The 13,707-nt window shown below is 41.9% G+C and carries 9 protein-coding genes and 1 pseudogene; 1 reads left to right on the top strand and 9 read right to left on the bottom strand.

Translation table 11 applies throughout. The annotated features are described in order from the left end of the window. Positions 1-16 precede the first annotated feature (16 nt). The 9 genes and pseudogenes from recO to B5F18_RS10465 form a co-directional block, all read right to left on the bottom strand. The gene (gene recO / locus B5F18_RS10505; RefSeq protein WP_087157617.1) at positions 17-745 is read right to left on the bottom strand and encodes a DNA repair protein RecO; all 729 of its coding nucleotides are present in this window, start codon (positions 743-745) and stop codon (positions 17-19) included. Next, complete coding sequence (locus tag B5F18_RS10500) at positions 711-926, bottom strand: hypothetical protein (protein ID WP_143468408.1); 216 nt, start codon at positions 924-926, stop codon at positions 711-713. Before B5F18_RS10500 ends, recO begins: the two co-directional genes overlap by 35 nt. A 61-nt stretch (positions 927-987) precedes the next feature. Beyond that, on the bottom strand, positions 988-1,887 hold the full coding sequence (era, locus tag B5F18_RS10495; RefSeq protein ID WP_087157615.1) for a GTPase Era: 900 nt from the start codon (positions 1,885-1,887) through the stop codon (positions 988-990). A gap of 11 nt (positions 1,888-1,898) precedes the next feature. Further along, on the bottom strand, positions 1,899-4,823 hold the full coding sequence (locus tag B5F18_RS10490) for an insulinase family protein (RefSeq protein WP_204217108.1): 2,925 nt from the start codon (positions 4,821-4,823) through the stop codon (positions 1,899-1,901). Between the two features lie 170 nt (positions 4,824-4,993). Continuing rightward, positions 4,994-6,175, bottom strand: a complete 1,182-nt coding sequence (locus tag B5F18_RS10485; RefSeq protein ID WP_087157614.1) for a hypothetical protein — start codon at positions 6,173-6,175, stop codon at positions 4,994-4,996. Positions 6,176-6,187: 12 nt separating this feature from the next. Beyond that, positions 6,188-7,717 (bottom strand): DUF3502 domain-containing protein, encoded by a 1,530-nt coding sequence (locus B5F18_RS10480; protein WP_087157613.1) that lies wholly within the window; start codon positions 7,715-7,717, stop codon positions 6,188-6,190. A 215-nt stretch (positions 7,718-7,932) separates the two neighbouring features. Next, entirely contained in the window at positions 7,933-9,924 is a 1,992-nt protein-coding gene (locus B5F18_RS10475; protein ID WP_087157612.1) for a transglutaminase domain-containing protein, read from the bottom strand. Positions 9,925-10,359: 435 nt separating this feature from the next. Further along, positions 10,360-11,516 (bottom strand): annotated as a pseudogene (locus B5F18_RS10470) (IS91 family transposase). Beyond that, positions 11,509-12,375 (bottom strand): tyrosine-type recombinase/integrase, encoded by an 867-nt coding sequence (locus B5F18_RS10465; RefSeq protein ID WP_087157611.1) that lies wholly within the window; start codon positions 12,373-12,375, stop codon positions 11,509-11,511. Before B5F18_RS10465 ends, B5F18_RS10470 begins: the two are co-directional and overlap by 8 nt. 468 nt (positions 12,376-12,843) lie before the next feature. On the opposite strand from B5F18_RS10465, the gene B5F18_RS10460 reads away from it, so the two are divergent. Then, positions 12,844-13,446 (top strand): ATP-binding cassette domain-containing protein, encoded by a 603-nt coding sequence (locus B5F18_RS10460; protein ID WP_087157610.1) that lies wholly within the window; start codon positions 12,844-12,846, stop codon positions 13,444-13,446. Positions 13,447-13,707 lie beyond the last annotated feature (261 nt).

Raw genomic sequence — 13,707 nt, 5'->3', positions numbered from 1 at the left:
CAGCCGCACCTTTGTGTCAGTCTTTCATATCTGCCACAAGTTCCAGCATCTCTAAGGACTTAAACTTCTGATCCACATACACATCCCTGTAGCGCTTTAAAATCTTTCCCAGTCTTTTTAGCACTTCATCCGAAACCACAAATGTGTACAATTTTTCCACCGGAGACGCGACAATATACTGCAGTGTATAAAGGGTCGAATTGTCCAAAGGGATGGCATCCGGTTCTCCCTTTCTGCAGTTTTCGCAAAGAATTCCTCCTCGTCTTGCACAGAAAGCAAATGTTCCTTCCTGTTTTTGACATCCAAGACATGAAAATACCTGCGGTCCTTCCCCGTGGACGGTGATCAGTTTCAGCTCAAATATGTACCGAATCAGCCTGTTGGAAAGATGCGGATTCAAAAGTGCTCGCAAGGACTGGTATAAAAGTTTTAGGGACTCTGTTTCATCTGTGTATTCCTTTGCATAATATCCCGCAAACTCCATAAAATAGAAACCGTAATAGGCAGCCTCCACATCCTCCCTTAATTCCGTAAAATAATTTGTAATCTTTCCCTGCATCAAATTGTAGGAGGATCTTCCCTCATAAAGGGTGAACTCGCCAAAAGAAAAAGGGTTCACGATTCCCAAAAGATGACTTGTCGGCCTTCTCGCCCCTTTTGCAAAAGCAGAAATCTTCCCCTTTTCTTTTGTCAGCAATACAATGCGCCTGTCAAATTCTCCAATCGGCGCGGAGGATAACACCATCCCTGTCACTGTTACTGTCTGCGTCACTTTCTAACACCTGCTCACTTTTGTCTCTTTCTTCATACCGGTCCATGACTTCTCCTGCGATCTGCATCCCCTTATAGAGCAGATAATCGTCAACCAGCCCGCTTTTCATAAATTCGTCCCAGTATTTTTCTTCCATCGTAATCACCTCTAGCATTAGGTTTTCCGATTCCTTCTCTTTCATACTGGTGGATCTTTGCCAATTCTTCTGCCTTGCATTACTCTTCGTCTTTACGGTAGCCAAAGTTTTTGATCAAAAAGTCACTGTCTCTCCAGTCTTTTTTTACTTTGACCCAAAGTTTTAAGTTTACCTGGCAATCCAGCATTTTTTCAATTTCAAATCTTGCTGTGCTGCCGATTTTTTTCAGCATAGAACCTTGTTTTCCGATGATGATTCCTTTGTGGGAATCTCTTTCACAGATAATTGTAGCGTCAATGTCCATCACTTTTTTTCTCGCCTTCATCTGGTCAATACACACAGCGATACCATGTGGAATTTCTTCGTTCAGACTGTGCAAAGCCTTCTCTCTTATAATCTCCGCCACAATTTGGCGTTCCGGCTGATCCGTCACGGTATCCTCATCATAGAACATCGGCCCGTACGGGAGATATTTGAAGATCACACGCAAAAGTTCCTCTGTATTGTCGCCGCATCTTGCGGATACCGGAACAATCTCCGCAAAATCATAAAGCTTTCGATACGCGTCAATGATAGCGAGGATTTCTTCCTTTTTCACCATGTCCACTTTATTGATAACAAGGATCACCGGGGTCGTCACTTTTTTTATCTGCTCTACAATGTGCTTTTCACCTGCTCCTATGAATGTGGCCGGCTCCACGAGCCAGAGCACCACATCCACCTCATTGAGCGTGCGTTTTGCCACATTGACCATGTATTCGCCAAGCTTGTTTTTTGCCTTATGGATTCCCGGCGTATCCACAAACACGATCTGGCCTTCCTCTCTTGTAAGGACGGTCTGGATCCTATTTCTCGTTGTCTGTGGTTTCTTTGATGTGATGGCAATCTTTTGCCCGATGAGATAATTCATCAAGGTTGATTTCCCCACATTCGGCCTTCCAATCAGTGTCACAAATCCGGATTTTAAATTTTCCTGCATTCTATCCTCCATTAAAATAAATCTTTTGTCTCTTTAAACAATTCTTTTTCTTCTTCGATCTTGCTCTCACTGCCGATGACGCAAAGCTGATCTGCATCAAGCACTGCCTTTACAATATCTGCAAGTTTGCGGATATCCTCCTGTCCGGCTTTTAAAACCTGTTCTCTCTCAAGACGGATTACTTCTTCACTTACATGGTTCATGTAAAGGTTCATGGAACGGTCCCCTTTTGCCGCCGGAGTCAATGGCTGGTCCATATTGCTGATCGTTCCGATAATATATTTTACCATGTCCCTTTCATCCACAGCGAAGTTTCTAAGGTAGTCCACCACGCCTTCGTACACTTCCAAAGTCTTCTTAAGGTTTGGATCCCGGTAAGATACAAGATATCCGTCCCCGATACGATTGAAATTGCTCATACATCCATAGGCACCGCCTTTGACACGGATATTCTGCCACAGGTAGTCATAGCTTAAGATTACTTTCAAAATCTGCAAAGCTCCCGTGTACTCGCATCCTGCGTCAATAAAGTTACCGCACCTTGCCACATACTGCACTTTTGAAGATGTGCGGAATCCTTCATTTTTCTTTTCACACACCAGTACGCAGTGTTCTTCTTTGATCGGCTCTGTGTGAAGGCTCGCTTTTAGATTTCCAATCCAGGTTTCCATTCCTTCAAGCCCTTCTTTTGCAGATGTATAACTGAGCATCAGATTTTCCGGGCGGAAGATCATGATGGAAAGTTTTCTCAGCGTCTCCTTTAAGTTCTCTTTCTCCTCCTCAAAATGTTCCTCTAAGTAAGTGACTGTGCGGTAGAATTCAATTCCGTTTGTCATGTCTTTATATTTGGAAAGAGGGGATTCGTATGCAAGAGCACGCATCACTGCGACCGTATGTCCGGAAGATAAAAACTTCATCTGCAGTCTGGACTTGGTAGTCGCCAAAATCTCCAAGAGTCTCTTTTCATCACTAAGTTTGGACTCCATAAGAATCTCCTGCATCATCTCAAATGCTTTTGGCATCTGAGAGTACAGCGCTTTTGCCTTCACCTCAAAGGTTGCTTTAAACTCTTTTTCTTTCGCTTTCTCTACATTTGGATAAAGCTCCAGTGATGTTCCGATTCCTCCGGTATTGACATTGATTTCATTGAACAATTCTGCATAATCATAATGTGTAGTGTCGATGATTCCAAGTACTCCCTGAAGAATTCCCACATACGGCAGCATCTCTTGCGGTACACCGGACAGATCAAACATCAATTCCAGATATCCGATTCCGTTTGTCTCAATCTCATGATGGACGATCAGCGTATCTGCCATGTGGATTTCTTTATTGCGGATCGGCTCAATCTCCATGCCAATATCTTCTCGTTTTAATACCGGAATCTTCTCCAAGTCTTCTTTTGCGGACGGCTCTTCCTGATATTCTTTCAGCTGTCTTGTGGCCTGCACAAGTTTCTCCACTTCTTCTTTGGAGAGACTTTCTTTGTAGGCTTTCAATTTTTCTTCCAGCTCTTTTTCCATCCTTGCGGTTCTTCCCTGCTCCGGTTTTACGATCACGATCGCACCATGCGTGTTGGAAAGAAGGTAGGTCTGGATCAGCTCTTCATAGTAGCCCGTCCCCACTTTCGCCTTCAAAGTCTCAAAAGTCTCAAGCGCCTGCACATGAATGAACGGTTTCTCGTCATCGTAAAGCCAGCTGTCGAAAATCTGCAGCCCGTACATCAGCCCCTTCGGATAATTGCCAAAATCCGCCTCACGATATCGGAATTCATAATAATTCAATCCAGCCCTCAACGCCTTCTCATTGACACCGTTTTTGACAATCTCGTTTAATGTCTTTTCAATGATCTCCACAAACTGCTCTTTTTGTTCTTTGTTGGCATTTTTCGCAATAATGGAAAAAATCGGCTGATAAATACCGTTGTCATAGGAACCCAAAATATCCTTTCCGATTCCCGCATCAATCAGCGCTTTTTTCAGAGGCGCACCCGGAGCGGACAAAAGTGCATAATCCAGAATCTGGAATGCCAGATACAGCTCCTTATCAAGGCTTGTTCCAATGACTTTATTGTAGGAAAGGTACGTATTGTCCTCCAAAGATTCACTGCTGGAAATAGAGTATTCCATCTCCACCTCTTTTACCTTATCAAATGGTTTCTGGAATGCGATTGCGGAATCAATCTCCTCTTTTTCATACAGGTGCAGATAATTTTCATCCAGCCAGTTCAATTTCTCTTCCATATCCATATCTCCGTAAAGGTAAATATAGCTGTTGGACGGATGATAATATTTTTTGTGGAATGCAAGGAACTGCTCATACGTAAGATCCGGAATCACTTCCGGGTCCCCGCCGGACTCATTGGCGTACGTATTGTCCGGGAACAGTGTATTTAAAATCACTCGATCCAAAACACCCTCCGGAGAAGAAAACGCTCCTTTCATTTCATTATATACAACCCCATTGTATGTCAGCGCATCCTCCGAAGACTCCAGATTATAGCTCCAGCCTTCCTGTCGGAAGATTTCATCGTGTTCATAGATATTTGGATAGAACACTGCATCCATATATACATGCATCAAATTCTGGAAATCTTTGTCATTGCAGCTTGCAACCGGATACACAGTCTTGTCCGGATAGGTCATGGCATTCAGAAAAGTATTTAAAGAGCCTTTGACCAGCTCCACGAATGGATCCTTGACCGGAAAGTTTTTGGAACCGCAAAGCACAGAGTGCTCCAAAATATGCGGAACTCCGGTGCTGTCTTTTGGCGGTGTACGGAAACCAATGGTAAAGACTTTATTGTTGTCATCATTTTCCATCAAAAGCACCCTTGCGCCGCTTTTTCTATGACGCAGAAGGTATCCTTTTGACTGAAGGTCGGGAATTGCCCTCTCCTCGATCAACTCATATGCTGGTGTATGTTTTATATTCATCGCAAAACCTCCTGTGCTGTTTTCAACTAAATGATCACGATATGAAATATTCATATCATAGTATTATACCATTTCCTTGGTTGGAATACACCATATTTTACCTTGAATTTTTATCTGCTGTAAAGGAACACAAAATCTTTCAATAGAAAGCTATCGCGATTTTCTTAACCTCAGTGAATTTTAACCCCATCTTTTCCTTCAAAGAAATCCTCTTTCTTGACCATCTCATAAGACATATCACTGTTCTGCTCTACATAAAACCAACCACCTGCATCCATCAAATAGTATTCATCCAGATTCTTCACTTTCAATTTCTTTGGTTTCCTATCTTCAAACCAGAAATATTGAAAATCTTCCCCGCCCTTTTCTTTGTAGATCACACAGTCCGAAAACATTCTTGGAAACTCCTGACAGTCTGCAATCTTCTCAAAAACTCCATCCTTGTATTCGGCAGCTGCATAGGAAAGATTCTCCTCTGTCCCCCGCTGTCCCTGTGGAGATAAAACCACAAAAATCCTGTCCCCGTATACACTTATTTTGTCAACCTGCCATCCATCCAGATTCATAAATGTTTCCTTGTATTCTCCGGTTTTCAAATCATACTCATAATAATGCACCTGTCTATTTGTCTCTTCATAGTTCGTTCCATCAAATTCCTTTTCAAACCAACTATATATTAAGTAGAGCTTTTGACTGTCAGCTCCTAAAATTTCAAAAGAACCATTGTAATGTTTCTGTTCTTGCAAAAGAGGTCTTATTTCTCCCGAATCCAACTCTATTTCGTATAAATCGGAAACTGTCATAGAACTCTGTGTTGTAACGCCATTTTCTTTTTTTAGTTCAGCTTTATTTCCTGTCACATACACTTTTCCGTCTTTTACGGCAAAGCTATATATCACCATACCCGGAACCTTTGCAATCTTCTTCTGCTCTCCTCTGTTTAATTCCGACTCTATCAAAAAATTGCCGGGTTCCTCTATATTTTCATCATCTCTCTGAAATAAATACAGTTTCTCATCCCATACAAATCCAGTCACGCCGCCTAAATTCGTTTTGATATAGGCTGCACATTTTTCTTCATCCAAAGTATTCTCATCCCATGACTCATGTTTGCAATTTGGCTTAGTGCACACGATTGCATCCTGCTTTACACCATAATCAAAAAAGTATAAGAATCCTTCCGAATCCACATGATAAAATCCTGTCGGGCTCTCAATCCCCATTGCGCCATAAGATGTATAAATTCCATTGTCCAATTTTTCTCTCTTGGAAGGTTTGTCTGTATCCCCGGTACATCCGGCAATCCAGAATAACATGATAAAACACAAAAAAACTCCTATTCTTTTTTTCATTTGATTCACCCCCTACTGTCCGTTCTTTTCCTGCCATTCCTTCAACTGTCTGTTTGTTTCCTCCACAATTTTTCCCATCCCCGCATCATCCACTTTGGAAACAATTTCATCTATCGCTTGATCTGTGTTTTCCACATTCAATGTGTACAACTTCCACTCCAATGTCTGATTCTTCTCTTCTTCGCTTGTGATAACAGCATCGTATATCTGATTTACCTTCTTTACTTCCTCTGCAATTGGCCTGACGTCCATCCGAAAACCTCTTGGCAGATTTCCTTCATATTTTTCATGATATTCTTTTGCATAAGCTAACTTATCTTCGGACATTGTCGGTGTAGAATAGGTGATCATTGGGTTTGTATACTGATAGCCAAAGTATCGTGTAATGATATTACTCTGCTGTTTTACTATTGCCTTTCCTTCTTCGTCAAGCGAATAATCGGTTCCCCGCTCTCCAAATTGGATTAAATTTGCAATCTCTTCATCCGTAAACAAGCGGACCAGAAAATCCTCTGCATATTGCCTGTTCTTACTCCAGGACGCAATTCCGCTTTTGTTATCTCCCCAATAAGGATCTACATTGTCTTGCTCTATATTTGGTACGACATACAAAGTTTCTTCTTTTCCATTATTCTCTGCCTTTACCTCGTATCGCTCCATTCTGTAATTCTCCATTGCATATTCATCTGTCACGATACACTTTTCATTGTTCGTTGTTTCAAATCCTAGAATTTTCAGAAGTCCTTCCTGTTTCCACTGCCACATTTTTCGCATATATTCCCGGTATTCTTTTGTGTCCAGCAAATTGATAAATCCAGTATCTTCCCGGTATCCTAATACAGGACAGGAGGAGTTTATCCAGTATTTTCCCTTTGTATAAATGCTCGTTCCCCTAACTTGATAAGGTGCAAAGCCTGTCTTTTCTTTTACTTCGCGAAACATCTGTTCATTTTCAAAAATATCCGCAGAAAGTTTTTTCGGATCAATCCCAATTTCCTGCAATGTATCTTTTGAATAAACCGTTGCATCAATCATCGGAAACACTGCGGAAATACCATACGTTTTTCCATTGATTCTTGCATTTTCCAAATCTTCTTTTGGAATCACTTTTTTGAGTTCTTCACCCGCATCTGATTCAAGCAGTTCATCTAATGAACTTAATATTTGGTTCTCTGCACATTCTTTGTATAGTTCCACATTTTGTTCCGGCGCCTCTGTATTGATCAATCCCCCTAAAATAGTGATGACATCTGCCTGTTTCCCCTGTGACTTTTTCTCTTTCAAAATATCTACTTCATTTTTTCCGGTTTCCGCTGCTATAGGTTCAATTTCAACTTCATAGCCCACCTTTTTCTCATCCAAAATGACATTGAGTTTTTCTTCATAGTTTTTAAAGGTTTCCTCTGCTGTCATCATTTCAAATCCTGCTGGACAGGTGACATTCCATACCACCTTCTGTTTCCCCGGCAGTTCTTTTTGGCATCCTATCATCCCTGTCACACAAATCACCAAGAATAAAATCAAACATCCTTTCTTTTTCATTTACACACACCTCCCATCCAAGAAACCAGTTGATTACCCTCTATATTAATAAACACAACTCAACTTCAATCTTTTTCACAGAAGATTTTGTAAAATTCCTTATTGCGGCGTGCGCATCCTCCCGGAGGGTTTTATTCTAATAGGAAATCGAAATTTCCTGTAGAATAAAAAAAGGACACTGACAATACAGCATCCTTTCCAACATTCAGATTTTATTATTTTCTTCTCTTTCCGGCAACTGCCATTCCAAAAACAGCTGCAGAAATCATTGCCATCAGTGCTGATGTGGCTGCTTTCGCCTCATCTCCTGTTTTAACACTTTTGACTATTTTTTCATCTGCGGCGCTTTTCTTTTCTGTCTCTGTTGTTTTGGCAATCACCTCTTGTTTTGCAACAGGCGCCTCTTTCTCGCCCTTTACGGCAACCAGACCTTTCAGGGCTGACTCTAAATCTTTCTGCGCTTTTTCCACTTCTTGAAGTTCTGCGCTCTCATCTTCCATTACCGCCACCGCTGACATCAATGCTGTCTGCACTGCACGGTAGCTTTCCGGCTCAAACAAATCCGGTTTCAATCCCTGCGCTGTCTTCACAAGTTTCTCCAAAAGAGATTTGTCCGGTTTCAGTCTCAGCTCACTCATAGCCTTCAGCAAGTTCTGCCATGCACTGTCCACTTCCGCCTGCAAAACATCCTCGCTCTGCACAGTTTCATACGCATCCTTCAAAGCCTGTTCAAAAGCAGCTTTTCCTTCCTCCATATACAATGTCAAATCAATACGGTCTGCTGCCTCAATTACTTTTTTAAGCTGTGTCTTATCTCCGATCTTAAAAGATAAATACTGCATTGCCTCGATCAGATTTTTCCAGCTTTGATCTACTTCACTTTGTGTAAGAGTCTCATCGCCTTCCTGCGCTCTCTTTAATGTATTTTGCGCTTTTGCATATGCCTGCTCAAATTTCCCCGCAACTGATGCGATCACATTGTCTGTATCCACGTTTTTTGCAAGCTGCAATGCATATTCCAAAATCGCGGTGGAAACAGTTTGTCCCGGCTCTTCACTTCCATCGTCAAATTCTTCCAATGGTTTTACTTCGATGCCATATCCCCTTGCATAGCTCTCCGCATAACTTTCTTCTTCTGCATACACCGTGATTTCCTGTGGATTTCTAAAAATTTCTTTTCCGATAGAAGTAACACTCGGAGGTATCAACACCTCTTTTACATGTGGGTTTTCATAAAACAGTGTTTCTCCTAATGTCGTCACACTGCCCGGAACAGCAAATTTCTCATCCTCTTTTCCTGCCGGATAGACAAGAAGCTCTTTTTTGTCTTTATCATAAAAAACGCCGTCCTCAGAAGAAAAATATGCATTTTTTTCATCCACCACAATCTCTTTTAAACTTGAAAACATTTTGAAATTATAACCGGAATCTAAATTTTTAAGTGTTGCCGGAAATACGATCTTTTCTACATCTGATGAAAAATAAAACATATTCTGTGAAATACTGCTTACCGGCAAGCCCCGGAAACTAGATGGTATCACCCACTCTTTTTCCTCTCCAAGGTATGCGTCAACCGCAATTCCATTATTATATGTAAAGCGGTAGTCTCCCTCATTGACTCTGATACTGTCACTATAATACGGTCTGTGTGTTTTGCTGAATTCCTCTACGGTCTCCCCAAAAGTTCCCCATGTGCTGTCCACAAAAATCCATTCTCCATCCGCATATGCCATATTCCAGGCATGTCCTCCCGCAATAGAATCTCCATTTACCAAAATACATGGGATTTCAAGATAAGACAACATTGCTTTCACTAAGTTGGAATATCCCTGACAGATTGCCACCTTTTCTTTAAATACTGTATATGGATTTTGGTCTGTTCCCTCATAGCTATATCGCACATTCTCGTGCACCCATTTAGAAATCCTATATACCTTTTCGTACTCTGTCTGTGCTCCATCCACAATCTCTTTCGCTGCAGCACCGATTTCTTCAAACTGCTCCGGAGTAATAGTCAAAATAGAGTAATCCACCAATGTTTTTTCATCCATAACCGAAAGCATATCCAACACTTCCTGATTATATCCCTTTACATGTGGAAGGGTCATTTCAGGTGGCTCCTCGTAAGCCAATGCAGTCCCCACAAAACCTGCTGCAAGTGAAAATACCATACAGACTGCAACTACTAATGATACAAACTTTTTCATATTTCTCGTTTCCTTTCTCTAAATTTTGTTCTATCATAACACTATTTTTATATTTTATACAACAAAAATTTAGATTTAGATATCTTTTTTCCAAATCCTCAGGCTAAACAAGAACATCACGATCGCACCACTGATGGACTTTCATAACATATATAATTCATTAGAAAAGTATCAGATTCAGAGCAGATACAAAAAGAGCAGTTCTGAGTAAAATCGAACTGCTCTGAATGTGATTCTTTTTAATTGTACCAAGTTGCGGATGTTCAGCCAGCACGCTTATGGGAATCGTATCTTTTTCAGGGGCTGGAAAAGTGCATATTTCCCATAAAAACCTGGTATATTGGACACGTTTTTGCCAGCAGACAGATTTTTGGGCATGCTCCGCAGACCTTCCATTGGGAGGTCTTAAAAAATCGATATGAAAAAATCCATGCTTTATGGGAAAGGAGCATAGCTCCTCCCCAGCTGTTGCATGGCAGCGTGTCCGCATTGCGGACAAACAGCCAGGTCAATGGCCCATACGGCTTTGAGCAGTTCTGCCATGGATAAACCTGCGTAGCGCTGGCGGAACCGCTGCTCTCCCTGGATCCGGAAGATCATTTTCAGGTTCCTGGATTTCATTCGGTTATTAAGGAATCCATAATACCGGATCTTCTGGAAACCGAAAGGAAGTACATGCATCAGGAAACGGCGGATAAACTCTTCGTGGCTGAGTGTGATCTGGCGCTTGGGATCAGTGGGTTTCTTTCCTCTTGCAGAGAAGGTCACTTCTGTTTCGGTAACAGAAAGGATCCTGTTGTTGGAGAGTGCAACTTTGTGAGTATAGCGTCCCAGATACTCAATGGCATTGCCAAATCCGTTGAAGGTCTCTTTGATGTATGGGCACCAGTCCATTTCATAAAGGCTGTTTTTCCACTCTTTCCAGTGATAGGAATTACGCAGCTTTTCGCAGGAAGAAGAAAATACGAGTGAGCCGCTTTTATAAAGCGAGGAAAGGTGAGCCATATATTTTCCTTTAAATTTGTCCCTCAGTACTTCTGTGCGGATAAAAAAGTTTTTGGAGGATTTTCGGATCTTCCCATCTTTCGTAAGCCCGCCACCGGAAACAATGCAGTGCATATGCACATGGTAATCCAGTTCCTGGTTCCATGTGTGCAGTACCTGGATGATACCGGGTGTTGCTCCGAGCCACTTCTTATCGGCCGATAATTCCAGAAGTGTTTCTGCGCAGCATCTGTGCAGCAGCCCATACAGCAGTTTTTGATTGCAGTAAATGAGAGGGTTTAACTGATGGGGGAGCGTAAACACGACATGAAAGTAAGGGGAATCAATGACCTCAGCTCTTCGTTTATCCACCCAGAGTTCTTTCAGGACTGCCTGGCAGTTTGGGCAGTTGCGGTTTCGGCAGGAGTTGTTATGTATTTCCACGTGCCCGCAGTCCGTACACTGGCTAAAGTTTACACCAAGCCTGCCGGATTTACAGTTTAAGATGGCATGCGCGGCTTTGCGCTGTACATCAGACTGAAAGCGGCTCTGTTTAGAATGTCAGTATAGGACTGTTCAAAAACCTGCCGGATCTTGTAACTACTCATGATAAACGCCAGCCATACGATCCAGGGGACTGACCACCTGCCGGATGGAACTGCCTGAAAGATGGAGGTAGATCGTGGTGGACTGGAGGGATTTATGTCCCATGAGAGCTTTTATGGTAAGCAGATCCGTTCCATTTTCATATAAGTGTGTACCAAAAGCATGACGGAAGGAATGACAGGTAAGCCTGCGTTCCCATCCCAGTCTGTCCTCATGGGCATGGATGTGCCTGGAAAGAAAAAAGGTATCAATGGGACGGTCTTCACCGGACTGCTTTGGGAAGAGGTATCCCCTAGGCTGGTTATATTTAAACCAATACCGCGTCAAAAGGTCAAGAGCTGTTTTTGAAAGGATGGCATACCGGTCATTTCTGTTTTTCGAGTGAGTGATGTGAAGACGCATATTTTTACGTTCGACATCATCATAGCGGAGGCGGCAGACTTCTCCGACGCGAAGACCGGAAGAATACATGAGGGCGACCATAGTTTTCGGTTTCAGATCAGGCATGGAAGAAATAAACTGCCAGGTTTCTTCTTTTGAAGGAACGAACGGAAGGTATTCATCAAACCTGCGCATAGGGAGCTGAGTATCATCCCATGGTTTATGAAGAGCATAAAGAGTGAAGAAACGCAGCTGAGAAATGGCGCAGTTGACTGTACGATCCGAAAGGTTTCTGGATTTCTGGAGCCAGCGGATGTAATCACGGAGCTCATCCCATGAAACGTCTTCTGGCAGTTTATGGAGAAAGTTTGTAAGGTAATGCAGATAAGCCCGGATGTAAGTGCAGTAATTTTTAAGAGTATGGTCGGTAAGACCGCGAAGGGAAATCATTTCCCTGAAAGAATCTAAATATTTGTCCATCGTAAAATCTCCTTTGAAATGTAATAAGTTGAAATAAGAAACACTGTTACAATTCAAAAGAGGTGGTGGACGAATAAAAAATTTTTCAGATATGTAGTTGTTGAGAATGAAAATCCATGATAAAGTAGACATAGCAGTTTTTTTCTATATGTTATTGTTAAGGTAGGGGTATCTCAACAATACAACATATATTCAAAAACTGCTACTTTTTTTGAAAAAAGTGGCGAAAACATGTACATGGGGCTAGCCGTCGCGCTAGCGACTTGGTACAATTATAAAAAAACATTGTATCCTTTTTGTATAAATGTTGTATCAAACTATACACGCATGTCTGATTCTAAATCCCCAAAATTTTCTGACTTGTTTGTTTTATGCGCCTCTATTTTCACATTTTATACTGGTCTTTGCATTTGTATCCTGATATAATTTTTTATATACAACTATCTAATACGAGTAGGGGGGATTTCTATGATATTGAAACTTATGGATATCACAAAAAAATATGGGGATAAAACCGTACTGGATCACATCAACCTTACCCTGACTCCGGGTATCTATGCCCTCCTTGGTCCGAATGGAGCCGGAAAGAGCACCTTGATGAACCTGATCACGCAAAATCTTGTTCCAACAGAAAGTTCGATTCTTTATGATGACCAGGATATCCAAAAACTGGGAAAAGACTTTCGCTCCCTTTTGGGATTTATGCCGCAGCAACAGGGATTGTACGAAACTTTTACTGCCAATCGTTTTCTCTCCTACATCGCCTCCTTAAAAGGCATGGATAAAAGAACAGCAAGAAATGAGATTCCACGCGTCCTCTCTCTTGTCAATCTAACAGAACAGGCGGATCAAAGAATCAGCACCTTTTCCGGAGGTATGAAACAACGTCTGCTGATTGCCCAGTCCATCATGGATAATCCCAAAATCCTGATACTGGATGAGCCTACTGCCGGACTGGACCAAAAGAACGCATTCGCATCCGGAACATTGTCTCCGAGATTGCCAGCGATAAAATCGTCATATTCGCAACACATGTTGTTTCTGACATCGAACACATTGCAAAAGAAGTAATCCTGATCCGCTCAGGCATAATCTTACGTCAGGAGAGCCCGGACACTCTCACAAAGGAGCTGTCCGGAAAAGTGTTTGATCTGAAACTGACCGAAGAACAGCTGCCCGCAGTAAAAGAACAATATACAATCCGGAATATTCTGCAAAAGGATTTGTACTGGTCAAGCATTTTTGTAACACTTTGTTCGATAAATATCTAACTGTAACGGGCCTCCATTGGTGTTAAATAATTATTGTAGGAATGAGGCCGAACATAATTGT

Origin of the sequence: Lachnoclostridium sp. An181, from assembly GCF_002160325.1 — a bacterium.
Lineage (GTDB): Bacteria > Bacillota > Clostridia > Lachnospirales > Lachnospiraceae > An181.
Note: the sequence above shows the minus strand (reverse complement) of the source record. Positions and strands in the feature narration are given on the sequence as shown.

Excerpts from the sequence above, each read along its gene's own strand:
- recO (WP_087157617.1), bottom strand. The coding sequence starts at position 745 with ATGGTGTTATCCTCCGCGCCGATTGGAGAATTTGACAGGCGCATTGTA.
- B5F18_RS10500 (WP_143468408.1), bottom strand. The coding sequence starts at position 926 with ATGCTAGAGGTGATTACGATGGAAGAAAAATACTGGGACGAATTTATG.
- era (WP_087157615.1), bottom strand. The coding sequence starts at position 1,887 with ATGCAGGAAAATTTAAAATCCGGATTTGTGACACTGATTGGAAGGCCG.
- B5F18_RS10490 (WP_204217108.1), bottom strand. The coding sequence starts at position 4,823 with ATGAATATAAAACATACACCAGCATATGAGTTGATCGAGGAGAGGGCA.
- B5F18_RS10485 (WP_087157614.1), bottom strand. The coding sequence starts at position 6,175 with ATGAAAAAAAGAATAGGAGTTTTTTTGTGTTTTATCATGTTATTCTGG.
- B5F18_RS10480 (WP_087157613.1), bottom strand. The coding sequence starts at position 7,717 with ATGAAAAAGAAAGGATGTTTGATTTTATTCTTGGTGATTTGTGTGACA.
- B5F18_RS10475 (WP_087157612.1), bottom strand. The coding sequence starts at position 9,924 with ATGAAAAAGTTTGTATCATTAGTAGTTGCAGTCTGTATGGTATTTTCA.
- B5F18_RS10465 (WP_087157611.1), bottom strand. The coding sequence starts at position 12,375 with ATGGACAAATATTTAGATTCTTTCAGGGAAATGATTTCCCTTCGCGGT.
- B5F18_RS10460 (WP_087157610.1), top strand. The coding sequence starts at position 12,844 with ATGATATTGAAACTTATGGATATCACAAAAAAATATGGGGATAAAACC.